Annotated in this window: 24 protein-coding genes and 3 tRNA genes; 14 read left to right on the forward strand and 13 right to left on the reverse strand. The window is 38.6% G+C overall.

The window, feature by feature from the left end:
• Positions 1-76: 76 nt before the first annotated feature.
• From dnaA to RWS39_RS02985, 3 genes are all read right to left on the reverse strand, one after another.
• Positions 77-1,432 carry a chromosomal replication initiator protein DnaA gene (gene dnaA, locus RWS39_RS02975; RefSeq protein ID WP_314480300.1) on the reverse strand — a complete coding sequence of 452 codons (1,356 nt, stop codon included), beginning with the start codon at positions 1,430-1,432 and terminating at the stop codon, positions 77-79.
• Between the two features lie 212 nt (positions 1,433-1,644).
• Positions 1,645-2,406: a ParB/RepB/Spo0J family partition protein gene (locus RWS39_RS02980; RefSeq protein ID WP_314480303.1), complete on the reverse strand. Its 762-nt coding sequence runs from the start codon at positions 2,404-2,406 to the stop codon at positions 1,645-1,647.
• 62 nt (positions 2,407-2,468) lie between these two features.
• Positions 2,469-3,647 (reverse strand): S1C family serine protease, encoded by a 1,179-nt coding sequence (locus RWS39_RS02985; RefSeq protein WP_314480306.1) that lies wholly within the window; start codon positions 3,645-3,647, stop codon positions 2,469-2,471.
• Positions 3,648-3,850: 203 nt separating this feature from the next.
• Here RWS39_RS02985 and rlmH point away from each other — a divergent pair, with 203 nt between their 5' ends.
• From rlmH to sdaAA, 9 genes are all read left to right on the forward strand, one after another.
• On the forward strand, positions 3,851-4,330 hold the full coding sequence (gene rlmH, locus RWS39_RS02990) for a 23S rRNA (pseudouridine(1915)-N(3))-methyltransferase RlmH (protein ID WP_314480308.1): 480 nt from the start codon (positions 3,851-3,853) through the stop codon (positions 4,328-4,330).
• A gap of 43 nt (positions 4,331-4,373) precedes the next feature.
• Positions 4,374-4,447, forward strand: a tRNA-Arg gene (locus RWS39_RS02995).
• 177 nt (positions 4,448-4,624) lie between these two features.
• Positions 4,625-4,750: a competence protein gene (locus RWS39_RS03000; protein ID WP_314480311.1), complete on the forward strand. Its 126-nt coding sequence runs from the start codon at positions 4,625-4,627 to the stop codon at positions 4,748-4,750.
• 22 nt (positions 4,751-4,772) lie between these two features.
• Positions 4,773-6,098 (forward strand): GHKL domain-containing protein, encoded by a 1,326-nt coding sequence (locus tag RWS39_RS03005; RefSeq protein WP_314480314.1) that lies wholly within the window; start codon positions 4,773-4,775, stop codon positions 6,096-6,098.
• Positions 6,095-6,838 carry a competence system response regulator transcription factor ComE gene (gene comE, locus RWS39_RS03010; protein ID WP_314480317.1) on the forward strand — a complete coding sequence of 248 codons (744 nt, stop codon included), beginning with the start codon at positions 6,095-6,097 and terminating at the stop codon, positions 6,836-6,838. Before RWS39_RS03005 ends, comE begins: the two co-directional genes overlap by 4 nt.
• Before the next feature lie 63 nt (positions 6,839-6,901).
• Positions 6,902-6,973, forward strand: a tRNA-Glu gene (locus tag RWS39_RS03015).
• Positions 6,974-6,978: 5 nt separating this feature from the next.
• Positions 6,979-7,052: transfer RNA gene (locus RWS39_RS03020), tRNA-Asn, on the forward strand.
• Positions 7,053-7,184: 132 nt separating this feature from the next.
• The gene (sdaAB, locus tag RWS39_RS03025; RefSeq protein ID WP_314480320.1) at positions 7,185-7,856 is read left to right on the forward strand and encodes an L-serine ammonia-lyase, iron-sulfur-dependent subunit beta; all 672 of its coding nucleotides are present in this window, start codon (positions 7,185-7,187) and stop codon (positions 7,854-7,856) included.
• Between the two features lie 8 nt (positions 7,857-7,864).
• A complete protein-coding gene (gene sdaAA, locus RWS39_RS03030) occupies positions 7,865-8,737 on the forward strand; it encodes an L-serine ammonia-lyase, iron-sulfur-dependent, subunit alpha (RefSeq protein WP_125388431.1) in 873 nt (290 codons plus the stop codon).
• A 56-nt stretch (positions 8,738-8,793) separates the two neighbouring features.
• Here the strand turns inward: sdaAA and RWS39_RS03035 are convergent, their stop codons facing one another.
• The 8 genes from RWS39_RS03035 to yfmF form a co-directional block, all read right to left on the reverse strand.
• Entirely contained in the window at positions 8,794-9,453 is a 660-nt protein-coding gene (locus RWS39_RS03035; protein ID WP_314480323.1) for a LysM peptidoglycan-binding domain-containing protein, read from the reverse strand.
• Positions 9,454-9,639: 186 nt separating this feature from the next.
• The gene (locus RWS39_RS03040; RefSeq protein ID WP_314480325.1) at positions 9,640-10,434 is read right to left on the reverse strand and encodes an energy-coupling factor transporter transmembrane component T family protein; all 795 of its coding nucleotides are present in this window, start codon (positions 10,432-10,434) and stop codon (positions 9,640-9,642) included.
• Entirely contained in the window at positions 10,427-11,266 is an 840-nt protein-coding gene (locus RWS39_RS03045) for an energy-coupling factor ABC transporter ATP-binding protein (RefSeq protein WP_314480328.1), read from the reverse strand. The genes RWS39_RS03040 and RWS39_RS03045 overlap by 8 nt, the downstream gene beginning before the upstream one ends.
• Complete coding sequence (locus tag RWS39_RS03050) at positions 11,251-12,078, reverse strand: energy-coupling factor ABC transporter ATP-binding protein (RefSeq protein ID WP_314480330.1); 828 nt, start codon at positions 12,076-12,078, stop codon at positions 11,251-11,253. Before RWS39_RS03050 ends, RWS39_RS03045 begins: the two co-directional genes overlap by 16 nt.
• 1 nt (position 12,079) lies before the next feature.
• Positions 12,080-12,619: a CDP-diacylglycerol--glycerol-3-phosphate 3-phosphatidyltransferase gene (gene pgsA, locus RWS39_RS03055; RefSeq protein WP_005592114.1), complete on the reverse strand. Its 540-nt coding sequence runs from the start codon at positions 12,617-12,619 to the stop codon at positions 12,080-12,082.
• A 10-nt stretch (positions 12,620-12,629) separates the two neighbouring features.
• Positions 12,630-13,445 carry a cytoskeleton protein RodZ gene (gene rodZ / locus RWS39_RS03060; protein WP_314480333.1) on the reverse strand — a complete coding sequence of 272 codons (816 nt, stop codon included), beginning with the start codon at positions 13,443-13,445 and terminating at the stop codon, positions 12,630-12,632.
• Between the two features lie 58 nt (positions 13,446-13,503).
• Positions 13,504-14,799: an EF-P 5-aminopentanol modification-associated protein YfmH gene (gene yfmH, locus RWS39_RS03065; protein WP_314480337.1), complete on the reverse strand. Its 1,296-nt coding sequence runs from the start codon at positions 14,797-14,799 to the stop codon at positions 13,504-13,506.
• Positions 14,799-16,046, reverse strand: a complete 1,248-nt coding sequence (yfmF, locus tag RWS39_RS03070) for an EF-P 5-aminopentanol modification-associated protein YfmF (protein ID WP_314480340.1) — start codon at positions 16,044-16,046, stop codon at positions 14,799-14,801. The genes yfmH and yfmF overlap by 1 nt, the downstream gene beginning before the upstream one ends.
• Positions 16,047-16,235: 189 nt before the next feature.
• On the opposite strand from yfmF, the gene yaaA reads away from it, so the two are divergent.
• Together yaaA and recF are read left to right on the forward strand one after the other, a co-directional pair.
• Positions 16,236-16,625, forward strand: a complete 390-nt coding sequence (gene yaaA / locus RWS39_RS03075; protein WP_314480343.1) for a S4 domain-containing protein YaaA — start codon at positions 16,236-16,238, stop codon at positions 16,623-16,625.
• A gap of 3 nt (positions 16,626-16,628) precedes the next feature.
• Complete coding sequence (gene recF / locus RWS39_RS03080; RefSeq protein ID WP_314480346.1) at positions 16,629-17,741, forward strand: DNA replication/repair protein RecF; 1,113 nt, start codon at positions 16,629-16,631, stop codon at positions 17,739-17,741.
• An 88-nt stretch (positions 17,742-17,829) separates the two neighbouring features.
• On the opposite strand, the gene guaB is transcribed toward recF, so the two are convergent.
• Positions 17,830-19,311 carry an IMP dehydrogenase gene (gene guaB, locus RWS39_RS03085; protein WP_314480350.1) on the reverse strand — a complete coding sequence of 494 codons (1,482 nt, stop codon included), beginning with the start codon at positions 19,309-19,311 and terminating at the stop codon, positions 17,830-17,832.
• A gap of 165 nt (positions 19,312-19,476) precedes the next feature.
• Positions 19,477-20,502 carry a tryptophan--tRNA ligase gene (trpS, locus tag RWS39_RS03090; RefSeq protein ID WP_062004568.1) on the reverse strand — a complete coding sequence of 342 codons (1,026 nt, stop codon included), beginning with the start codon at positions 20,500-20,502 and terminating at the stop codon, positions 19,477-19,479.
• Between the two features lie 239 nt (positions 20,503-20,741).
• Here trpS and RWS39_RS03095 point away from each other — a divergent pair, with 239 nt between their 5' ends.
• The 3 genes from RWS39_RS03095 to apf all read left to right on the forward strand — a co-directional run bounded on the left by RWS39_RS03095 (position 20,742) and on the right by apf (position 25,715).
• On the forward strand, positions 20,742-22,364 hold the full coding sequence (locus tag RWS39_RS03095; protein ID WP_314480355.1) for an ATP-binding cassette domain-containing protein: 1,623 nt from the start codon (positions 20,742-20,744) through the stop codon (positions 22,362-22,364).
• Between the two features lie 75 nt (positions 22,365-22,439).
• The gene (locus RWS39_RS03100; protein ID WP_314480357.1) at positions 22,440-25,034 is read left to right on the forward strand and encodes a YfhO family protein; all 2,595 of its coding nucleotides are present in this window, start codon (positions 22,440-22,442) and stop codon (positions 25,032-25,034) included.
• Between the two features lie 144 nt (positions 25,035-25,178).
• A complete protein-coding gene (apf, locus tag RWS39_RS03105) occupies positions 25,179-25,715 on the forward strand; it encodes an aggregation-promoting factor (protein ID WP_314480358.1) in 537 nt (178 codons plus the stop codon).
• Positions 25,716-25,938: the final 223 nt, after the last annotated feature.

Here is a 25,938-nt window from a genome sequence, read left to right on the forward strand (position 1 = left end):
TATCTAAAATCAAGTTTTAAGACTTGTTCACAACCTGTGGAAAAAACTTCAGATTCGCTCAATCTTTTCCACACCCTTATTTTATCTTGTTTTTTATATTCTCGATTTCAAGTCGCAGGCTATCGTCAGTTTCGAGTCGATTTTTGATTTTTCCATGCGCGTGAATGACTGTTGTATGGTCTTTGCCACCAAATTCTCGCCCGATTTTTGGTAGGCTATTGTCTGTTAGTTCGCGGGCTAGATACATGGCCACTTGTCGAGCCAAAACGATATTTTGGACGCGACGACTTCCCTTCATTTCTTTGACACTGACGCCATAGAAATTACTGACCTCAGACTGGATTTTTTCAATCGGAATGACGGTCACCTGACTAGAATCCTGCTTGCGAGCTCGAATGGCTTCGGCAGCAATATCAATCGTAATTTCCTTGAGATTGCGGACTCTTGCAATGAGCGTAATATCATTAAGCGCTCCTTCTAGGTCACGGACATTTGAGTCAAATTGTCCGGCGAGGTACTCTAAAGTATCATTAGGGAAAATATAGTCCAGATTTTCAATTTTGTTTCGGAGGATGGCAATCCGCGTTTCAAAATCAGGTGGTGTAATATTTTGAGTGAGCCCCCATTTGAAGCGCGTGACCAAGCGTTCTTCCAAATTATCAAGATGATCTGGACTGCGGTCGCTGGTCAGCACAATCTGCTTGTTATCGCCGTGCAGAGCGTTAAACGTATTGAAGAATTCTTCCTGGGTAGAGACTTTTTTTCCGCCAAGAGACTGGATATCATCAATCAAGAGCAAATCCAAGCTCCGATAGATTTTTTTGAAATTATCCATGTCACCGAGCCTCAGATGCTCCAGAAAGTCATTGATAAAGGTTTCCGCTGGAATATATTTTACACGCGCATCAGGAATATTTTCTAAAATTTGATTTCCAATAGCATTTAGTAAGTGGGTTTTTCCTAGACCTGGACCGCCGTAGATAAATAGGGGATTATAAGTAGTTGCTAGATTTTCAGACACAGCCAAGGCTGCTGCTTTAGCCCAGATATTCCCGTCCCCTTGTACAAAATTATCAAATGTATATTTAGCTTTTAATCCAGTATCAATGGGCGGCAAACTTGGTCGAAATGGAGTTTTTTCAGGAAGTTCTTCCAGCTGATGTTTAGAAATACTGTCATGTCCTGTTTCTTCAAAGACGTATTTGGCCGTGATTTGATCGTTGAAAATTTCAAAGCCAGCTGTGAGAATAACGCCCACTAAGTTTTGTTCCCAAAATAGCTGTTTGACTGGGCTATCCAGAAAGATAGTGGCCTGGTTATTTTCAATGGCTATTAATTTTGCTTCTGCAACAAAAAAATCATAGGTTGTCTGTTTTAGTTGAGCAGCTGAAAGTTCTAAAATTCTTCGCCAAAATTCTTGCTCTTTGGTCATTGCCTCCTCCTTTTCAAAAAATTATTCTCTATGTCGATTCTCATTTTAACATAAAATGGCTAAGTTTTCCACAACTTGTGGAGAAAAATTAACAATGTTTATAAGACTTATCCACAGATTGTGGATTACCTGTAAAATCCTTATTTTTCAACAATTTAGGCTGCTTTTAAAGGTGGAAAAGTCTGTTAGTTTGAAAAAAGAAAATAACAGCCCTATTTCAGGCTGTTTATAATTCTTTGATACTCTTCCTCGTTTTCAAAAGGAATAACGATTTTTCCTTTTGAAGAATTTTTTAATTGAATGGAGACATTGAGGCCAAGGATTTTTTTCAATCTTTCTTCTTCCGAATGGGAGAAAATTTCTTTGTTCTTTTTGTTCTTTGACTTTTTTCTCTTTTGTAATGAAAGTTCAAGAGCACGAACGGATAAATTGTCTTGAATAATTTTGTCAAGCCAAAAGACTTGCTCTTCCTTTTTGAGTAGAATGAGGAGACGAGCATGACCTTGCGAAATCATTTCCTCTTTGACAGCGTCCATCATAAAAGCTGGTAGCTGTAACAAGCGGACAAGATTACTGATGTAAGGCCGAGATTTTCCCATGATTTTTGCAATTTCTTCATGGGTTAATCCTTTCTCAATCAGATGCTGATAGGATTCCGCTTCTTCGATCGGATTGAGGTCTTCTCTTTGCAAATTCTCGATGATGGCTTGCTTCATCATGTCATCGTCAGATAGGTCTTTAATGAGGGCAGGAATATTTTCTAAGCCAGCAATCTTAGCAGCTCGGAATCGTCTTTCACCTGCTAAAATTTCGTAACCAAATAAGGAAGACTTTCTCAAAATAATGGGCTGGATAATTCCATTCTCTTTAATAGAAGCTGCCAATTCATTTATTTTTTCTTGAGAAAAGCTTTTTCTAGGCTGATAAGGATTAGTTCGAATGTCTTTTAGTGGTATGTATTGATAATTTTCCATTTGTATATAGCATAACACACCTTTACGATCGTGTAAAGGTGTGTTGACAATTATGTAAAGGCTTAGTTGTTACTTAAGTCCTGGGTTGATTTGGTCAATTTAATGGTTGTAGTAGCTTCTTTACCATCCCTAAAGTAAGTCACTTTTAACTCATCTCCTAGAGAGTGTCTGTAGAGAGCAGATTGTAAATCACTGGTTGACTCAACATCTTTATCATCAACTTTTGTGATGACGTCGTATTTCTGAAGTTTATTTTCAGCAGGCATTCCTTCTTGCACAGAGCGGACAAGGATACCTGATTTTACAGATGAAGGTAGACGTAATTTTGCTAAGTCAGAAGTGGCGATATTAGATAAATCGAGCATTTGGATACCCAGAGCAGGACGAGTCACTGTTCCAGTTTTCTCTAATTGCTTGATGATATTGACAACATCGTTTGATGGAATTGCAAAGCCCATGCCTTCTACAGCAGTTTGACCATTGTGAGAGATTTTGCTGGACGTAATACCAATAACTTGTCCTTGGATATTGATGAGTGGGCCACCAGAGTTACCAGGGTTGATAGCAGCATCTGTTTGCAAGGCAGTTGTAGAAATATTTTGGCCGTCTTCAGATTGCAGGGTTACATTTCTACCCAAACTAGAGATGATTCCTTGTGTAACAGAGTTAGCGTATTCTGTTCCGAGAGGGCTTCCGATGGCAATAGCAGTTTCTCCTACTGTCAGGGAGTTGGAATCTCCAAATTCAGCTACATCTTTCACCTTTTCAGAGCTAATTCTTACTACAGAAATATCAGAATAAACATCTGATCCCACCACTTCACCAGGAACCTTACTACCATCTGCTAGTAGAATATCGGGATTTTTTGCTCCATTTAGCACGTGAGTATTGGTAACAAGGTAGGCATATTTTCCTTCCTTCTTATAAATGACACCTGATCCCTCACTAGCTACTTGAGGATCACTGGTTGATTCATTATTGATCACTCCTTCTTGATTAGAACCGGTATAAGTGATCACCGATACAACTGCGTTTTGCACTTTTTTTACAGCCTTTGTGGTGTCGGTTGTGTTTTTATAAGACGTTGATACAGTGGTCTTTGAGCTAGAAGGACTAATATTAGCCATTTTATTATTAACAAATGCAGTGGCTAAATTTCCTAGGCTTCCGCCGATAAATCCTACAACTAAAACAATAAAAAGCAACAAAGATTTTTTAAAGAAATTTGAAGCGTTTTTCATATTTTCCTCCTTGATTACAATTGATGAAATTATAGAAATCTATTCTTAATTATAACTTAAAATCCACAAGTTTTCCACAACTTGTGGAAAACTTATAAAAAATGTTGATAGAGGTTAGAAAATACATAGATTCAACCAAGTTTTCCATAAAAGACTGATGTGAATAAAGTGTGAAATCCATGTGGATATGATAGAATGGAAGTATGAAAATAAAGCTTGTAACCGTTGGAAAATTAAAAGAAAAGTATCTTAAGGATGGAATTGCTGAATATGCCAAACGCCTGAATCGATTTTGTAAGTTAGAAATTGTGGAATTAGCAGACGAAAAAACACCAGATAAGGCCAGTGAGGTAGAAAATCAGCAAATCCTCGAAAAAGAGGGAAATCGGATCTTAGCAAAAGTCTCTGAACGAGAATTCGTGGTTGCTCTAGCTATTGAAGGAAAGCAATTTCCTTCAGAAGAGTTTAGTTCGATCTTGAGCGACATCACAGTCCGTGGCTTTTCCGATATTACTTTTGTGATTGGCGGCAGCTTGGGCCTGTCTCCTGCTGTTAAAAAAAGAGCCAATCTACTAATGAGTTTTGGAAAATTGACCCTGCCTCATCAATTGATGCGCCTTGTTTTGGTAGAGCAGATTTACCGGGCTTTCATGATTCAACAGGGGAGTCCCTACCATAAGTAAATCTTGACGATACTAGATTTTTCTGATAGAATGAAAAGGTATCGGTCTCATAGCTCAGCTGGATAGAGCATTCGCCTTCTAAGCGAACGGTCGCAGGTTCGAATCCTGCTGGGATCATAATATACACTATTCAGACACGAAAAATTTCGTGTTTTTTTATTATATTTTTTGAGAAAACGACATTTCAGGAATAAAAAATGACATTTCAGGGAAAGATGACAGATTATTTGAAATTTTATTTATAATAGATCTTGTAAGGTAACACTTACGAAAAAATTTTTAGGAGAATCTATTATGAAAAATACTCAGAAAAACTTTAAAACAATCGCTCAGTTCCCGGTCTTGAATGAAAAAGAACTTACAGAAATTCTTGGAGGAGATTTTAGAAAGATAGGCCTTCCTCGAATTATTTTTAAGTAAAGGAAGTAATTAGGAGATAAAAATGATATTAAACTTCATTTTATGGTTTATATGTGAATTAATAGAAATTTTTGCAATTGTAAAAATATATAAAAAAGTAGAAAGTAAAGTAAAATCTAGATTTTACTTTATTTGTCTTTGTATTTTTACGGTTATTATTGCTCCTTTAGCATCTCTGATTAATTTATTACTCTATTACATCATCTTAATGGTGCAACCTTTCCTTTTTTATGCTTATTTTTATAAGAAAGAAAAGTTGCCTAATTATCTTTCTTTATTTTTATCTTTTTTCCTTTATTTAGCAACTCAGGCTTCGTCTACCTTTTTTTCAGTTATTATTTCATCCATTACAGGGGATCAATTTGTAAAAAGTAATTGGGCTATCTTTTATATTACGATAAACAGTATCTCTGTTTTGTTTATGCTAAAATCCATTGATTATTTTGAATTTCAACTGAGAGATTTTAAAGACTCTTCCTTTAAAAAAATAGTTCAAAAGATTAATATTTATTATTTTCTAACGATCCTCATATTGAATGTTTCGCATTGGTTAAGTGAAGACGATCATTTTAATAGTTTTAGTAGTATGCTAGCGACTATTTGTTTCTTGATCTTTATGACGACTCTTTTCTATTTAAAGGCGATTCGGGAAAAGTATGAAAAAGAAGAGGAGATTCGACAAAGAGAATTGGAACAGTTGCAGCTGCAGCAGTATACAGATGAAATTGTTTCTCTTTATAATGAAATTCGTGGCTTTCGCCATGATTATGCTGGCATGCTGACCAGCTTTCAGACGGCCATCAATACTCAAGATATCAAGGAAATTGAAAAAATATATCAAGAAGTTTTAGTTGATGCAAATTTAAAATTACGCTCGGATAAATACACTTATTTTGATTTGAACAATGTTGGTGACTCAGCTCTCCGAAGCGTTATGACAGAGACTTTGTTCAAGGCGCGTGAGCACCAGATTGATTTGACATTCGAAGTCAAAGATCCTGTTGAGAAATTACCGATTAAGCTATTAGATGTGGTAAGAATGGCCAGTATTTTGCTAAACAATGCTGTTGAAGGCGCAATCGAAAGCTATGAAAAAATGATTCATGTGACTTTAGTTCAACTCGATACAGAAATCATTTTTGTTGTAAAAAATTCCCGCAAGCAAAGAAAATTAGATTTAGAAGAAATTTATGAACCAGAGTTCTCAACGAAAGGTTGTCGAAGAGGCTTAGGTTTAAATAATCTAAAAGAAATTTTAGAGAATTATGAATATATCATGCTCGATACAGAAATAAGTAAGTATGATTTCACCCAAGTATTAACAATTAAAAGAAGGAATAGTTTATGAGAATCTTAGCATTAGAAGATACTTTAGCGCACCAAGTCCGCATGGAGAAAACTTTAGCAGAGATTGCTGAAGAAATGGGGCTCGATATCCAGGTAAAAATCACAGGAAAAATTCAAGAATTTAAGGACTACGTCGAAAATGAAGATGTCAATCAGATTTATTTTCTGGATATAGATATTAAAGGGGAAGAGACCAAAGGATTGGAGGTTGCTCGTTTTATTCGTCATCATAATCCATATGCCATTATTGTCTTTGTAACTTCAAAATCGGAGTTTGCGACCATGACCTTTAAATATAAAGTATCTGCTCTTGATTTTATTGACAAGGATATTAACGATGATTCGTTTAAAAAACGTATAAAAGATTGTATCATTTATACGAAAAACACCTTAATTACAAACACCAACATGGTTGATTACTTTGAATATAGCTATCGAGGCAATGATGTGCGCGTGCCATTTAATGATATTTTGTATATCGAAACCTCAAGCTCCTCTCATAAGTTACGGATGGTCGGAAAAAACTTTATAAAGGAATTTTATGGAACAATTGCCAGTGTTCAAGATCAGGATGAGAAAACCCAACGTTTTTTTGCTTCCCATAAATCTTTCTTAGTCAATATCGATAATATCTGCGATTATGATAAGAAAACCAAGGAAATTATATTTTATGAAGGCCGCCGTTGCCCTGTTTCCAGGCTAAGAACAAAACATTTAAAAGAAATTTTAAAAAATAAATAAAAAAACTGTTGACAAAGATTCAAAACCTGGTATAATAGAATATGTTCTGAAAAGAACATAGATGGTCCGTTGGTCAAGGGGTTAAGACACCGCCTTTTCACGGCGGTAACACGGGTTCGAATCCCGTACGGACTATACTATCCGCCATAGCTCAGTTGGTAGTAGCGCATGACTGTTAATCATGATGTCGTAGGTTCGAGTCCTACTGGCGGAGTAAAAGAGTTTCAGGTATGCGAATTACCAAGAATGAAAAGAGGACAATTGTCCTCTTTTTTTGTATGATATCAGGCAGAACTTTGATAAGTTTGATATAATAATTTTAGAAAATATGTTCAAGAGGTTTCTTATGAAATCATTAAAATTTCAATCTGTTTTTGACATTATCGGGCCTGTCATGATTGGCCCTTCCAGCAGTCACACTGCAGGTGCTGTGCGTATCGGCAAGATCGTATCTTCGATTTTTGATGACACACCGACCGAGGTTGAATTTCAGCTTTTTAATTCCTTTGCAAAGACTTATCGCGGACATGGTACAGATTTGGCCTTGGTAGCAGGTATTTTAGGAATGGATACGGATGATCCTGAAATTCCTAATAGCCTTGAAATTGCCCATAAACGCGGTATCAAGATCGTCTGGACTATCCAGAAAGATAGCAATGCTCCCCATCCAAATACGACAAAAATCACGGTTAAGAATAACTATAAGACCATCAGTGTAACGGGTGTATCTATCGGTGGTGGAAATATTCAGGTGACCGAGTTAAATGGCTTCTCAGTCTCTCTCAGCATGAATACGCCAACCATTATCATCGTCCACCAAGATGTTCCAGGTATGATTGCCCATGTAACGGAGGCTCTGTCCCGCTACAATATCAATATTGCTCAAATGACGGTGACTAGAGAAAAAGCGGGTGAGAAAGCGATTATGATCATTGAGGTGGATAGTTGTAGTTGCGAAGAGGCTATCGAAGAGATTCGGAAAATCCCCCATCTTCACAATGTCAATTTCTTTAAATAGGAGAAGAGATGTTTTATTCAATAAAAGAGTTGGTTGAGCAAGCTGATTTAGACTTTAATGGCAATGTCGCTGAATTAATGATTGCGACCGAGTATGAATTGACAGGTCGGGAAAGAGACGAAGTTTTACGCCTGATGAGCCGAAATCTTGAAGTGATGAAAGCCTCAGTCCTTCTTGGGCTTGATGAGAGCAAGTCTCGCAGCGGATTGACCGGTGGAGACGCAGCCAAACTGCACCACTATATCCAGTCAGGGAAGGCCTTGTCAGATCACACTGTGCTGACTGCTGCAAAAAATGCCATTGCAGTCAATGAGCACAACGCTAAAATGGGGCTGGTTTGTGCAACTCCTACGGCTGGTAGTGCCGGCTGCTTGCCAGCCGTGCTTACATCAGCGATTGAAAAATTAGATTTGACAGAGGAGCAGCAATTAGATTTTTTGTTGGCTGCTGGTGCTTTTGGCTTGGTTATTGCCAATAACGCTTCTATTTCCGGCGCAGAAGGAGGCTGTCAAGCTGAGGTGGGCTCTGCTTCTGCTATGAGTGCAGCTGCTTTGGTTCTGGCTGCTGGTGGCTCTGCTTTTCAGGCGAGTCAAGCTATCTGTTTTGTCATCAAAAATATGCTGGGCTTGATTTGTGACCCAGTAGCTGGTTTGGTAGAAGTTCCTTGTGTCAAGCGAAATGCCATGGGAGCTAGCTACGCCTTTATCGCAGCGGATATGGCTTTGGCCGGAATCGAGTCTAAAATCCCTGTTGACGAAGTCATTGATGCCATGTACCAAGTAGGCTCTAGCCTGCCTACTGCCTTCAGGGAAACGGCTGAAGGAGGGCTAGCTACAACTCCTACCGGCCGTAGACTTTCAAAAGAAATTTTTGGAGAATAAATAGTATCTTTGAGCAAGAAAAAATGACTAGATATTCTAGTCATTTTTTTATTATTTTAGTAAGCCCAAGCAGATAGTCCTTGTGCACTGTAAGCACGGTAAGCTGCTTGAATTTGATCTTCAACAGTTGCAGTAGATCCCCAACCTGGCATTGTTTGGAAAAGACCACTTGCTCCTGATGGGTTGTAGGCATCGACTTGTCCGTTAGATTCGCGAGCAATAATATTTTCCCATGTAGATGCAGACACTCCTGTCATTTCAGCCATACGAGCAGCTGCGTAAGAACCTACAGCACCTGGAGTATTACCATTTGCGAGTACGACGTCTGATGAATAGGCAGAGTAGTCTGAAGTTGCAGCAACTGCAGGAGTTTCTGTCGTTACTGGAGTTTCCGTAGCTACTGGGGCAGCTGGAGTTACTGGAGCTGGGACTGCTGGTGTCGCTGGTGAGACAGCAGGTGCTGATGTTGTTTGTTTTGCAACATCTTTCAAATCACCTAATTCCAAAACTTGTCCAGTCATGATAAAATCTGGATTTGAAATTTTGTTTAATTCTACCAAACGTTCAACAGTTGTTTTTTTACTTTCAGCGATTTCTGATAGGGTATCTCCAGCTTTTACTGTATAAGATTCAGCATTAGCAACAATAGTTGATGCAAATAGTGTTGCTGTAGCAATCGTTCCTGCTAGAGTCAATTTTTTCACTTTCATACTCATTTTAAAAGTTTTCTCCTTTAGTTATAATACTATCATACACATTAAATATTACTAAAAGATTACATTTTAAGTACGAATATTACAAAAATATTGAGATTTACACATAAAAATATTATTTTAAAAGGATTTTTAGTGTATTTCATTAGATCTCTAACAAAAATATTGCTATCAAACTTATACTATTCTTTATTTTTTTAAGATAAAGAGCAAGATACCGATCAGGAAAATAGAGAGAATAGCCAGATTGTCAATCATTTTCCAAGAAAGTTGTCGATAGCGGCTTCTTCCTTCACCACCACTATAGCCACGCGCTTCCATTGCGATAGCTAAGGCGTCTGCCCGTTTGAAACTAGAAGCAAATAAAGGGATTAAAATTGGAATAATTGACTTAACCTTTTGTACAATCGTTCCTTCGCCAAAATCAACTCCTCGAGCCCTCTGAGCATTCATAATCCGCATTGTATCGTCCATTAAAGTTGGTACAAAGCGCAGGCTCATAGACAGCATGAGGCCAATTTCATGCGTAGGAACTTTAAAGACTTTGAGTGGTTTTAGTAGGGCTTCTACTGCATCTGAAAGGCTGAGCGGTGTTGTGGTTAAGGTCAACAGAGTTGAAAAGAAAATAATCAAAACAAAACGGCTAAAGATAATCCCCGCTTGAGAAAGACCAAATTCTGTAATTTTAATGAAACCAAATTGGAAAAGTACCTTGCCTCCCCCCGTCAGAAAGAGCTGGAAGAGGGTGGTAAAGGCAATGATGAAAACCATGGATTGAATGCCCTTTAGGAAGAATGTCAAAGGAACTTTTGAGAGAAAAATCAGAGTAAAAACGAAAACAAATAGCAGCAAATTAGTGATGAGATTGTTGGCCCAGAAAATTAATAAAATAAAGAAGAACATGGCCACCAATTTACTGCGCGGATCCAATCGATGGATGACTGAATTTCCTGGGATATACCGTCCTAAAATCAATTTATCCATGTATCATCTCCTTAAATTCCTCAATTGTAATTGGATAATGAGAAAATGTCATTCCTTTTTCAGCTAATTCCTGAGCGAATTTCGTGATTTTAGGCACTCCTAGCTGAATCTTTTCCATAAAATCGATATCTTGAAAAACCTGAGCAGGCTGACCGCTTTTGACGACGCGGCCCTTCTCTAACACATAGACCGTATCGGCAAAATTAGCAACATCATCCATTAAATGGGTTACAAGAACAATGGTCATTCCAGCTTGATGCAGTTTCTTAAAGAGTTCCATCAATTCCTTGCGCCCTGCTGGATCAAGTCCAGCCGTTGGCTCATCCAGAACCAAGATATCAGGCTCCATTGCTAGGATTCCAGCAATGGCGACCCTTCTCATCTGCCCGCCAGAAAGTTCAAAAGGACTGCGGCTAAACAATTCTTCAGAAATGCCGACAAGGCTTAATTTTTCACGTGCTAAAGCCTCAGCTTCTTCTTTAGAAACCCCAAAATTTTGCGGGCCAAAGGCCACGTCTTTCAAAACAGTCTCATCAAAAACCTGACTTTCAGCAAATTGAAAGACCAAACCAACCTGTTTACGAACTTGTTTGATGTCCTTGTTGACGGAATTTGAGGTAATGGTAACATTGTTGACTTGCACGCTGCCCTCGCTAGGAGTCAGCAAGCCATTCAAGAGTTGTAAAATGGTTGATTTTCCGCTACCAGTGTGCCCAATCAAAGCCGTATAGCAGCCATCTTTGATTTCCAAATCAACTTCAAAAAGCGCTGGACCCTCAAATGGAGTTCCAGCCTGATAGGTATAACTGACTTTATTTAGAGTAATTCCCATAATTGTTCCTGCAATTCTTTTTCAGTTAAATAGTTTTTTGGCAGAGTTAACCCCGTTTGAATCATGGCAGCTTTGACCTGGTTGACAAAAGGTTGATCTAAGCCTAAGTCTTCCAAATCAGGTCTAGAAAAGAGTTCTCTCGGTGTAGCAGTTGACTCAACCTGACCATTTTTCATAACAAGTACACGGTCACTCAGCGAAATCTCGTCCAAATCGTGAGTAATGGAGATGACTGTTAAATGATTCTTATCCTTAATTTCTTTGACAGTCCGAATCAATTCCAGTCGTCCTTCAGGGTCTAACATACTGGTTGCTTCATCCAAGATGATAATATCTGGCTGGAGCGCGACTACGCCAGCAATAGCGACTCTTTGCTTCTGTCCGCCAGAAAGTCGAGCAGGTTCCCTCTCTTTAAAATTCTGCATGCCGACTAGCTCCAGAGCCTCATGGACGCGTTTCACCATCATGGGATAATCCATGCCTTGATTTTCCAGACCAAATGCAACGTCATCCTCAACAGTCGCCCCAACAAACTGATTATCAGGATTTTGAAAGACCATACCGATTTGGCGACGTTTTTCCCAAACATTATCAGCCGTCAATTTATCTCCAGAAATGATAATATCGCCACTCTCGGCCTCCAAAAGACCGTCAATCAAACGAACAGTAGTCGATTTTCCGCTACCATTGTGACCGACAATAGATAGCCATTCTCCTTGTTTCACGTGAAACGATACGTCTTTTAAAATATAATCTTCAGAGTTATGGTCATAACGATAACTAAGATTTTTTACTTCAATGATATTTTCCATATTATTTAAATGTATCTTTAAAGAGATAGGCACTGCCCTTGAAATAATCATAGCCAGAATAAATAGTGAAAATCAGGGCTATGTAAAGGAGAATCTGACCGAGTAACGTCCAATGAAGCAGAAGAAAGAGGATGGCAAACATCTGCGTGAAAGTCTTGATCTTGCCTGGCATAGCGGCCGCTAGAACTGTTCCGCCAGTTTCGACTAGGAGGAGTCTCAAACCAGTGACGGCCAGCTCTCGGCAAATGATGATAGCTACCACCCAAGCAGGAGCCATTTTCATTTCAATCAGCATGATAAAAGCGGACATAACCAGCAGTTTATCGGCCATGGGATCGGCAAATTTTCCAAAATTAGTCACGACCTGCCACTTGCGCGCCAGATAGCCATCTAGATAGTCTGTGATGCTGGCAAGGGCGAAAATAATTCCAGCTAGGATATGCATGGCTGGCGAATGCCCAAAAGTCAAAATCAAAATAAAGATTGGAATTAAGGCAATTCTGGCAAGGGTTAAAGCGTTGGGGATATTTTCTTTTTTCATCATTCTTCCTTTATGGTTCAATTGTAAGGGTAATTACAGCACTGTCACTGGTCAAGGTAGATAGGTCTATTTTCTGACTGCCGACAGTGACAGTGACGCCTTTTACAACTCCTAAGGTAATTGTATAAGTTGTATTGGGAGAGAGTGTCACAGTTTGGCTTGATTGGGTTGGAGTAAGGGTTGTACCTGCTGCCAAGTCTGTATTTGTCACACTAATCCAGCTTGAGGTGTTGCTCGCTGAGATTGTTAACGGAGTAGTTTGCGACTCACCGCGATATTTTGCAGTTAAATAGTTTCCTTCTCCAGTGACTTCCAGCTTTTCTTTTGTTGAACTAGAATCTGTAGTGGAGGTCTCAGGTGGACTTGAACGATCTTCGAGACTTGAGCTAGAGACGAGGCTGTAACTATCAGAGCTGGTAAACTGCGGAGTAGTTGTATTTGCATATTGCCAAACGTAATAGGTGACAAAAATAATGATAGACAAGGCAACTACTAGGAAATAAAAGAGCGGAAGCGAGAAAGAACGATTTTTATATTTTCTACTTCGAAATTCTTCGTTTTCAGCTAATTCAATTTCGTCATAAACGACAGTATTATCTGTGTCGTAGGCCTCTAAAAGAATTGTCTCGTCTAAATCCAGAGCCCAAGCATATTTTCGTAGCAGGCTACGGACGTAAAAGGCATTCGGAAATTTTTCGTATTGATTGTTTTCAAGAGCCTTTAGGTAGTCAGTTTTTATATCTGTTTTTTTGGCTGCATCTGCTAAAGTAAGTTTTTGATTTACTCGAGCAAGTCTGAGTACCTCTCCTATCGTTTTTTTTCTCATAGGGATAGTCCTTTTCTCTTAGACATTATTCTAACAAAATTTTGAAATAAACTCGGAACTATTTTGGGAAAATAGTAAAATCTGTCATATCACACTGGTCAATAAAGCGACATCCGACTTTTAAGACGTCATTTAGAGTGATATCCTGTAAAATCTTAGGTAAATCAAAAAGATTTTCACCTTTTAAATGCGGTTCATACTGGGTTGCCATGTATTCAAGAGAATTCAGACCATGCAGAAGATCTCCAAACATTTCACTTTTAATCGTGTCTAGATGTGTTTCTGTGACATCTGGATCCTGGGCAAACTTCCGAATGGCTGAGCGGAATTGATGAGAAATTCCTACTGGTTCCTGCGTGTCCATAGTTAGGATGACAAAGTGGAATTCCTTTGCCACCTCTACTTCAAGAGTGAGCGAATTGTCAATCTTGCCATTTTCATACAGGGTCTGGAAACGCTTGGAAGTCCAACCAAACATCATGGCAAAAAGCAATTTCAGGGCAATTTTATAGCGATAAAGCTCCGTATCCTGTATCGCATCTTTCCCACGAATACCAATCGCCAACTTAGGACTAGCAACTTCCATGCGACTAGTAGCGGTTGGAAGCACAGGTTGTAAGCTGATAGGCTCTTTTTTAATTACTGAAGTTAATAATTGAGGCGATAAGGTCTCTTGTGTTTGGACAATGTCTTCAAAAGTGGACTCCAAGTCGAAATTTCCAATGACAAATAAAGTCATATTGGACGGACGGTAGAAAAGCTCGAAGTTCTCTGTCAGATCTTCCACAGTAATATCCATGATTGACTCTGTCGTTCCAGCGATATCTTCTGCTAGTGGAGTTTGAGGGTAGAGATTGCTCAAAGCACCAAAGAAGAGCCGATAATCTGGATCGTCTTGGTACATTTCGATTTCTTGTTGGATAATTCCTTGCTCACGCTGAACAGATTCTTCTGAAAAATTAGCTTGGGAAACGAGTTCCTGCAACAGCTTCAGATTTTCTGCTACACAGTTTGTCGTAGAAAACAGATAGCTGGTTCGTGTAAAGCTTGTAAAGGCATTACTTTCTGCACCAAACTTGGTAAATTCCTGCAGCAAATCCTCGCCGTTTTCACGCTCGAATAATTTGTGCTCCAAAAAATGCGCAATCCCTGCTGGATAATGAGAAACTTGCTTTGTTTCACGTGAAACAACCTTAGTATCAACAGAGCCAAAATGGGTTGAGATGATGCCGTAGGTTTCATTAAAATCATTTTTAGGGAGTAGGTAAACCTGCAATCCATTTGCTAGCACCGCCCGATAGATGCTTTCTCCCACGGCTATATAATTGATTTTTTCTAGACCTGGATTCTGCATTATTTCCCTTCCATAAAGTAAATCGCTTGTAATTTCAACTGCTGGGCTGCCTCTATAAGATCAGTCTTGCTGACATTTTCTAATGCTTTCAGCCAAGCCTCTAGTGACAGAAATTTTTTCCCTAGAACAGAGGACATGTAAGCACGCTCAATCAAGGTGTTTTGTCGATCCTGAGCCAGAAGGATCGAATTTTTTAGCATATTCTTGGTTTGTTCAAGTTCTTCATCTGTGAAATGCCCCCGCTTCAAATCTAGAATTTGGCGGTTGATTAAAGCGATGGTCTTTGTCCGATTTGCTCGGTCAATTCCAGCATAGATTCGCATCAAACCAGAAAAAATATCAAAATTACTAGAGATGGTGTAGGCTAGGCTCTCTTTTTCCCGGACATTGACAAAGAGTTTGGAGTGGGCGAATCCTCCCAACAAGCCATTCAAAACAATCAGGGGCAGATGGCTGCGATCCCCATATTGACTAGAAAAATGGTAGGCTAGTTCAACAATGGACTGATGCACATCTCGCTGCTCCAGCTTTTCTCTAGTTATATTTGAATAGTTTTGCTGATAGCTAAGCTGTAAAGACTGCTCTCGCTCAGAAAACTGGAATTCTTGGATTTTCTCACGGACAGCAATCTCATTGAAATCACCGATGAAGAAAAAATCAATTTGATCCTGATTTAGCATTTGTTGAAAAGCAGAAAAACTAGTTTCAGCTGTTTCTTTTTCTACTAGCTCGATTGTTGCCACGCGCGGAATTCGCATTTCTGGTAAATCGTAAAATAAATTATTTAACTCTCTGTGAGCATGGTAGAAATGATTCTCAATTTCAGCTTCCAAGTCTGTTAAAACATTTCTCTTTTCAATTTCAAAGGTTTTAGTATCAAAAGCCTTTCCATTTGACAGAGGAAAAAAGAGACTAGCCTTCAAAAAATCTAGCATTTCATCTGCTAACATATTCTTACGGCTCAAGAATTGATCTCGCACGAAAGAAAGATTGATATCCAGATAATGCACTAAACCCCGTCGAGAGAGGCTTGTTGAGTAATTAGCACCGTATAAATTCGCTAATTTTTCTCGAAAGGCTTGCGATGTTGGATAAAGAGCATTTGAAGTCTCTAGCATACTGGCCGTAAGAACCCGCCCAGCTATTGTTTTTTCAGACATAGGAGCTGAAAATCGCACTTTAATTTTATTAGTTTTAAATTTTTCTGATTGAATGAAGTGAAGATGTACTCCTTTTATGATTTCCATTGCGCTCCTCATACCGAATAATATAGACTTCTATTATAACACGAAATGCTATTTAATGCTTTGTAAGGATCGGCAATTTTAGTGATTAAAGCGTTTTCTGTTTTTCTAGTAAAACTTGTCCTTGAATGAGACTACCACGGAACAGTTTCTGCTTAAATTATGATATAATGACAAGGATTGAGGTGAAATATGGAATATAAATTATTTGACGAATACATTACTCTACAGGCTCTCTTAAAAGAAGTCGGTATTATTCAAAGTGGTGGAGCAATCAAGTCCTTTTTAGCAGATAATCAGGTCTTTTTTAACGGCGAACTAGAAAATAGACGAGGAAAAAAACTTAGAATTGGAGATGTCGTCTCTCTCCCAGACCAAGAACTGGAGATTGTCCTCCTTGCCCCAAGTCAGGAGGAGATCCTTGAACATCAAGAGGAGCAAGTAGAGAAAAAAAGAGTGGCAGACTTAGTTAAAGCCATGAATAAGGACTTGAAAAAATCTCAACCAGCAAAAAAAGAACAGAAGAAAAGAAAGCCCGAGCAGAGAAGCAAAAAAGCACCTGTTCGCTTTCCAGGAACCTAAGCCATGTGGTTAAAAACGCTGAAAATTAAACATTTTCGTAATTACCAGTCTGCGGAGGTTGATTTTGATCCTGGCCTTAATATCTTTCTGGGGCAAAATGCACAGGGGAAAACCAATATTCTAGAAGCCATCTATTTTTTAGCCCTTACTCGCAGTCACCGAACCCGAACCGATAAGGATTTGATTCATTTTCAAGAGAAAAATCTTCAAATTTCAGGAATCATTGAAAAAACAACGGGTAAAATCCCACTTGACATCGAGTTGACACCAAAGGGGAGAATAACCAAGATAAATCATTTAAAACAAGGGAAATTATCAGATTATATAGGGATTGTCAACGTTGTCTTGTTTGCTCCAGAAGATTTACAGCTCATTAAAGGCGCCCCTGCTTTGCGCCGAAAATTTATTGATATTGAGCTTGGGCAAATCAAGCCCATCTACCTTGCTGACTTATCTAGTTATAATCATGTGCTCAAGCAAAGAAATGCCTATCTTAAGGCCAATGACAAGGTAGATGAAACCTTTCTCTCTGTTTTAGATGAGCAACTGATTGATTTTGGTTGTCGTGTCATGCAACATCGCTTAGACTTTATTGAAAAGTTGGAAGGTTTTGCTCAGGAAAGTCATAGAGATATTTCTCAAGGAAAAGAGAAGTTTATAATCAAGTACTTGTCATCTGTTCCGTTTTCACGTCTCGAAGATTTGGAAGCTTCTTTTCGAGCTGCCTTATCAGAGAGCCGTAGACGCGATCTTTTCAAAAAGAATACAGGTGTCGGACCTCATCGAGACGATATCAACTTTTTTATCAATGATATGGATGCTGGATTTGGTAGCCAAGGCCAACACCGCAGTGTTGTTCTATCTCTCAAATTAGCTGAAATCAAACTAATTGAAAGTCTTACAAAAGATACTCCGATATTATTGCTTGACGATGTAATGAGCGAGCTTGACAATATGCGTCAATTAAAATTGCTAGAAACTATCTCTCAAAATATCCAGACTTTCATCACGACAACTAGCTTAGATCACTTACATAATCTACCAGAAGATATTAATATTTTTCAGATAAGTCAGGGTGTAATAAAGAAAGAAGAGAATGTTAACTTTACAGATTAGTCAATAAATTGTAAATACATTTTACAACTTTGTAAATTAGAAAAACAACCTTGTCAAGGAGTTGACAAGGTTGTTTTTCTTTATAATTTTATTGGACAGAGTAGTTTGGAGCTTCATTGGTGATTTGTACATCGTGAGGGTGACTTTCTTTCAAACCAGCACCACTCATCTCAATAAATTGAGCATTTTCATGAAGTTCTTGCAGATTAGCTGCACCGACATATCCCATACCAGAACGGATACCGCCCAACATTTGGAAGACGATATCTGCAGCGGCTCCTTTATAAGCTACACGCCCTTCAATTCCTTCTGGAACTAGCTTATTAGCTTCATTGACAGAACCTTGGAAGTAGCGATCGCTAGAGCCTTTCTTCATAGCTGCGATAGAGCCCATTCCACGGTAAGTTTTAAATTTACGTCCTTGGAAGATTTCAGTTTCACCTGGTGCTTCGTCTGTTCCAGCAAACATGGAACCAAGCATAACTGCATTTCCACCTGCAGCAAGCGCTTTGACGATATCACCTGAGTACTTGATGCCTCCATCAGCAATGATGGTTTTTCCATATTCACGCGCAACTGCAGCTGCATCGTAGATTGCTGTTACTTGTGGGACACCAACACCAGCAATGACACGAGTTGTACAGATAGATCCTGGTCCAATTCCGACTTTTACTACATCAACACCGGCATCAAAGAGGGCGCGTGCACCTTCAGCAGTTGCAATATTTCCGGCAATCAAAGTGCGATCTGGGAAGTGAGCACGAATTTCAGCAATTTTACGTAGAACGCCAGCTGAATGGCCATGGGCTGTATCAATAACAATGGCATCTGCTCCTGCTTCAAAGAGGGCCTCTGCACGCTCAAAAGTATCTGAAGTGACCCCTACCGCACCCGAAACTAGCAGACGACCAAACTCATCTTTAGCTGCATTTGGGAACTCAATCACTTTTTCAATATCTTTAATGGTAATGAGACCAGAAAGTCGACCGTTTTCATCCACTAAAGGTAGTTTTTCAATCCGGTGTTCTTGCAGAATTCTTTCAGCAGTTGCCAGATCAGTTCCGACTGGAGCTGTAACAAGATTTTCACTGGTCATGTGGTTGGAAATTGGTTGATTATAATCTGAAATAAAGCGTAAATCACGGTTAGTCAAGATACCGACTAATTTACGATTTTCCATCGTTTCAACCACTGGCACACCACTGATGCGGTAGCGACCCATCAATTCATCTGCTTCAGCAATTGTATGATTAGGAGTCAGGAAGAATGGATCGATAATGACACCATTTTCAGAACGTTTTACCTTACGAACTTCATCAGCCTGCTGTGCAATAGACATATTTTTGTGGATGACACCTAGACCGCCGGCACGGGCAATGGCGATCGCCATTTGACTTTCGGTAACTGTATCCATAGCCGCAGTAATAATTGGGATATTTAATTTCAAATTCTCAGCAAGTTTTGTACTTAAATCAGCATCGTTTGGCAACACATGACTTTCAGCTGGAATGAGCAATACATCATCAAAGGTAAAACCTTTTTTCAAAAATTTAGTGTCCCAGTTAGACATCCACAGTTTCCTCTTTTCTTATATATTGAGCAGGGCTCGTCTTTTTATTGTTAATATCATACCATTCTATAGGCATTTGTCAATGATTATTATGCAAAAATTAAAAACCATCTCTTTTGAAGGTAAAAGACGATGGTTTTTGATACAATCTGCTATTATTGTTCGTTATTTAAAGTAATTAATTCCCATTGCATTTTTGACTTCTGACAGGGTTTGTCCAGCAACTTGTCGAGCACGTTCACTGCCTTCTTTCAGCATGTCATAGACTTGGCCCATGTCTTTTGCAAACTCGAGGCGACGCTCTCTGATTGGTCCTAATTCCCGCTCCAAAATCTCTAAGAGATAGCGTTTAGTTTTGACATCACCCAGACCACCGCGTTGGTAGTGTTCTTTCATAGCCGCAATTTCAGCAGCATCTTCTGGCCGACCAAAAACATCCAGATAATGGAAAACCATATTACCTTCGATTTTTCCTGGATCTTCAACTTTGATGTGGTCGGGATCGGTATACATGCTCATGACCTTTTTCTTGAGAGTATCCATATCATCCGCTAGATAAATCCCATTGTTCAATGATTTGGACATTTTAGCATTGCCATCAAGCCCTGGCAGACGACCAGCCGCTTCATTTTCTGGATAGATGCCTTCTGGTTCCACCAGAACCTCGCAATCATAAGCATGATTGAAAGAACGAACAATTTCACGTGTCTGCTCAATCATAGGCTTTTGGTCATTTCCGACAGGTACATAATTGGCCTTAAAGGCTGTAATGTCAGCTGCTTGAGAGATAGGATAAACCAAAAAGCCAGTTGGGATACTTTCTCCAAAACCTTTCTGAGCAATTTCTGTCTTGACAGTCGGATTGCGCTCTAAACGAGCTAAAGACACCAAGTTCATATAGTACATTGACAGTTCTGCCAACTCTGGAATTTGACTCTGGATGAAAATAGTTGCTTTTTTGGGATCCAGTCCAGCTGCTAGATAATCTAAAGCCACATTACCAATGGATTCTACAATCGTTTGTGGATCTTTCGCATGGTCTGTCAGAGCTTGTTGGTCCGCCAGAAAAACAAACATCTCATACTTGTCTTGATTTTGTAAAAGGACACGGTTACGTAAGCTTCCTACATAATGACCAATATGTAATTTTCCAGTCGGACGGTCTCCGGTTAAAATAATGGGTTTTGTCATTGCTTGCTCCTCAATTAGTGTTGTTCTCATTATATCATTTTCAAAGAAAATGCGGAAGAATCTAGAAGAAAAAAGAAGATTCGCAGCTCAAAAAACAATTAATTGACAACATGTTTACATGGTATTTACAAGGTTTACAACATATTTATCTCTTAAAATAGTTTTTTATCCCATAATAATTTGAAAAAAGAAGAATTTTCTAGTAAAATGGAGGAGATCACATATATAGGAGAAAATCATTGCTTACAGTATCTGATGTGTCACTGCGTTTCAGTGATCGAAAATTATTTGATGAAGTAAATATTAAATTTACAGAAGGAAATACCTATGGTTTGATTGGGGCGAATGGTGCAGGTAAATCTACCTTCTTGAAGATTTTAGCTGGGGATATTGAGCCAACGACAGGCCATATTTCTTTAGGGCCAGATGAGCGACTCTCTGTTTTGCGTCAAAATCATTTTGACTATGAGGATGAGCGGGTCATTGATGTCGTTATCATGGGGAACGTGCACCTTTACAGCATTATGAAAGAGAAAGATGCTATTTATATGAAGCCTGACTTCTCTGACGAGGATGGAGTTCGAGCAGCTGAGCTGGAAGGAGAATTTGCTGAGTTGGGTGGCTGGGAAGCTGAAAGTGAAGCATCTCAATTGCTACAAAACCTCAATATTCCAGAAGACTTGCATTATCAAAATATGAGTGAATTGTCGAATGGTGACAAGGTTAAGGTCCTTCTTGCCAAGGCTCTTTTTGGCAAGCCAGATGTCTTACTTCTGGATGAGCCGACCAATGGTTTGGACATCCAGTCTATCACTTGGTTGGAAGATTTCTTGATTGATTTTGAGAATACAGTTATTGTCGTATCCCACGACCGTCACTTCTTAAATAAAGTTTGTACGCATATGGCTGACCTTGATTTTGGTAAGATCAAACTTTATGTCGGAAACTATGATTTCTGGAAAGAATCAAGTGAATTGGCAGCTAAGTTGCTCGCTGACCGAAATGCTAAGGCGGAAGAAAAAATCAAGCAATTGCAAGAGTTTGTGGCTCGCTTCTCAGCCAATGCTTCTAAGTCTAAACAGGCAACCTCTCGTAAAAAGATGCTGGATAAGATTGAATTGGAAGAAATTGTTCCGTCAAGTCGAAAATATCCATTTATCAGCTTTAAAGCTGAGCGTGAAATCGGAAACGATCTCTTGACAGTAGAAAATCTTTCTGTCAAGATTGATGGCGAGACTATTCTTGACAATATCAGCTTTATCCTGCGCCCTGGAGATAAGACAGCTTTGATTGGACAAAATGATATCCAGACAACTGCCTTGATTCGTGCCTTGATGGGAGATATTGACTATGAAGGAACTGTCAAGTGGGGCGTTACAACCAGTCGTTCTTATTTGCCAAAAGATAATTCTCGCGACTTTGCGGGTGGTGAATCTATTCTTGATTGGCTCCGTCAATTTGCTAGCAAGGAAGAGGATGATAATACCTTCCTTCGCGGTTTCTTGGGTCGGATGCTCTTCTCTGGCGATGAAGTTAACAAGTCTGTCAACGTCTTGTCAGGTGGAGAAAAAGTTCGGGTTATGCTGTCTAAACTGATGCTTCTCAAGTCAAATGTTTTGGTCTTGGACGATCCAACCAATCACTTGGATTTGGAATCTATTTCTAGTCTTAATGATGGTTTGAAGAACTTTAAAGAGTCAATCATTTTTGCCAGCCATGACCATGAGTTTATTCAAACCTTGGCCAACCATATCATCGTTCTCTCAAAAAATGGTGTGATTGACCGCATTGACGAAACTTATGATGAATTTTTGGAAAATCAAGAAGTTCAGGCAAAAGTCAAAGAACTTTGGAAAGATTAATAAGTTGTCAACATAAGTTGACAGAAGTTTACAGAGGCATGAAACAACGTTTCGGCCTCTTTCTCTATAAGAAACATGGAAAAAATCAGATATTTTTTTAAGAAAAATTGGCTTTATTTAGCTTCCTTCACCTTACCTTTTCTCATTATGTGTTTCGTTTATCTGAGTCAAGGTATTTACTGGGGAAGCGATACTTCGCCGTTACTTGGAGACGGCTTCCATCAGTATGTCGTATTTGATACGACATTGAGGAATATCCTTCATGGAACGGATAGTCTTTTTTACACATTTTCAAGTGGATTAGGGCAAAATTTTTATGCTCTCTCCAGCTATTATCTAGGAAGTTTCCTTTCCCCCTTCGTCTACTTTTTCGATTTAAAATCAATGCCGGATGCAGTCTACTTGTTTACTCTTATCAAGTTTGGCTTGATTGGCTTGACAACTTGTATTAGTATTAAAGGGATCTTTAAAGAAATTCCAGACACACTAATCTTGATTCTGTCAACTTCCTTTGCCTTGATGAGTTTCTCAGTCAGTCAACTAGAAATTAAAACTTGGTTAGATGTATTTATATTGGTACCCCTTATCATCTTTGGTTTACACAAGTTGATGAATGGACAAGGGAGAGTTTTATACTTTGCAAGCTTGTCAATTCTCTTTATCCAGAATTATTATTTTGGTTACATGATGGCTCTGTTTTTAGTTCTTTGGTATCTCGTTCAGCTCTCTTGGGACTTTAAGGCCAGGATTCGGTCTTTCCCTGATTTTGCGATCGTGTCAATATTAGCAGGGCTTACTAGTCTAATTATGATTTTGCCGACTTATCTAGATCTGAGTTCACATGGTGAGACCTTGACAAAGGTTGAAGGCTTGTTTACTGAGAAAAGTTGGTATCTAGATATTTTTGCTAAAAATTTTATAGGAAGTTTTGACACAACTAAGTACGGTTCTATTCCTATGATTTATGTTGGTCTATTTCCTCTCATTTTAAGTATCTTGTTTTTCACGATAAAAAGTATTAAGCTTCGCGTGAAACTGACCTACATTCTGTTGATTGGCATTTTTATAGTGAGCTTCCGACTGCAGTATTTGGATTTACTCTGGCAGGGAATGCATGCGCCAAATATGTTTTTACATCGCTATTCTTGGCTTTTTTCTCTTCTTATCATTTTGATGGCTGCAGAAACGCTCAATCGTTTGGAGGAAGTTAAATGGTGGCAAGTATTCCTTAGCTTCCTGCTCATTTCTTTTGGTTTTCTAGCCACTTTATACTATAGTAAACGCTATGATTTTCTTGGTCCTGAAAATTACATTTTTACTTTAGAGTTTTTCTTTGCCTATCTGTTAATCAGCTTTGCTTTTATTCGTTGTCACGTTAGGCAGAGTATGTTTACACTATCTTTACTATTTTTTGTGGTTTTTGAGCTCACCTTAAACTCTTATTATCAGGTCGATGGTATTGCTAAAGAATGGGTCTTTGCAAGTCGTTCTTCCTATTCGAAAAAGATGGATGAAATTGACAAACTTGTCAAGTATAGTAAGAGGGAAAATAGAGATTTCTTTCGAACAGAGAGGCTTGATCCTCAGACTGGCAATGACAGTATGAAATTTAATTATAATGGAATTTCTCAATTTTCATCAGTCAGAAATACGCAAGCTAGCTCAACTTTAGATAAATTAGGATTTAAATCGGCAGGAACTAATCTCAATCTCCGCTATCAAAATAATACTATTTTGATGGATAGTATCTTTGCTGTAAGATATAACTTATCTGAAAGAGACCCACAGAAATTTGGTTTTTCTGCAGAGAAGACTGAGCGGTCAATGACACTGTATGAGAACAATTATACTTTGGGCTTGGCTTTCTTAACCAATGATGTTTACAAAGATGTCAAGTTTACAAATTTAACGCTTGACAATCAAACAGCCTTTTTAAATCAATTATCAGGTTTGAAGCATAAATATTATGAGCGGATTTCTATAGTTGGTAATGAGGAAGAAACTGAAGGGAAAGTAACTGCAAGCATTGAAAATGATGCTCAGTTAAGCTATGCTAGCATTACTTACACAATTGAGGTGCCTGCAGGTAGTCAAGTCTATGTCAACCTTGCAGATCTTGATTTTTCAAACGATAATCAAACGGATGTCAATATCACTGTAAATGAAATCACGAATCGTTACTCAACTCATAATGTTTTTCCATTTTTGAATATTGGTTATTTTAAGGAAGCACAGACGGTTTCTATCCAATTTTCTTTTCCAGAGAATCGGACTGTGTCTTTTAACCAGCCAGAATTTTTCTCTGTGGATGTGAATAAATATCAGCAGTTAATAAGTAAATTGAAAGAACAAGAAGTTTCTGTGACGACAAAATCCAATACGGTAACGGTTGATTATCAAGCGGATAGAAATAGTTCTCTCTTTTTCACCATTCCTTATGACAGAGGCTGGACGGCTAGTGTAGGTGGCAAGAAGGTACCGTTAAAACGTGCGCAGAATGGTTTTATGAAACTTGATGTGAGCAGAGGAGCAGGCAGAGTTACCCTATCATTTGTTCCAAGGGGATTAAAGGAAGGAACAGCAGCCTTCATTTTAGGTATAGTTTTATTTTTCTTCTACGATATAGTTCGATTTAAATGGAGCAAAAAACATAGAAATAGCTCGGGATAGCCTTTAAACTATCAAAAAAATTCAAAATACATGTCTGTTTTTACAAGTTCTTCAATAGTCTGTAATATAATTCATCAAAGTAATAAGGTTCTGTAATACTTTTGCTTTAGGATAGATATATCACAGAAAAGGAGAATTCTAAACATGAATTTGTATTTTAAAAATAGAATGATGAAAGCAGGCTTACTCAGTTTGATGGCAGGAGCTGCTGTTTTGCTTCCTATTGTAGTCAATGCAGAAAGTTATACTGTCAAGTCAGGTGATACCTTGTCAGCGATTGCTGCTTCTCATCAGATGACTGTTGACAAGATTGCGCAAAAAAACAAGATTAGCAATATCGACCTGATTAGTATTGGTCAGGTTTTAGAGCTGGATGATGATGTGTCTGAGCAGATGACTGTTGAAAAATCAGATAAGGCTGAGCAATCTACTGTAAACCCAAGTTCTGGCTTGAGTGCTGAAGATGCAGAAGCTAAGGAGTGGATTGCTCAAAAAGAGTCCAGCGGCAGTTATACAGCGCAAAATGGGCAATACTATGGTCGTTATCAGTTGACTATCACCTATCTAAATGGAGATTTATCACCAGAAAATCAAGAGAAGACAGCAGATGCTTATGTAGCAGGTCGCTATGGCTCATGGTCGGCTGCTAAAAATTTCTGGTTAGCAAATGGCTGGTATTAAGACTTTAGGAAAAATTATATTTACAGGGATTGGAGTTTATATTCTAGTCCCTTTTTGCAATTACTAGTAAATATTGGTAGGCTTATGACGTTTTGTATCAAGGGGTTTACAATTCTGTAAATCTAATTGACAACTTAAAATACTCATCAGATCGAGCCAAAGGTTATTCGTTGTTCTCCTTGCTAAATCATGCTATAATAGACCTTGCTCAAGCGACCTTCAA

The organism is Streptococcus cristatus, from assembly GCF_963529205.1.
GTDB classification, from domain to species: domain Bacteria; phylum Bacillota; class Bacilli; order Lactobacillales; family Streptococcaceae; genus Streptococcus; species Streptococcus cristatus_O.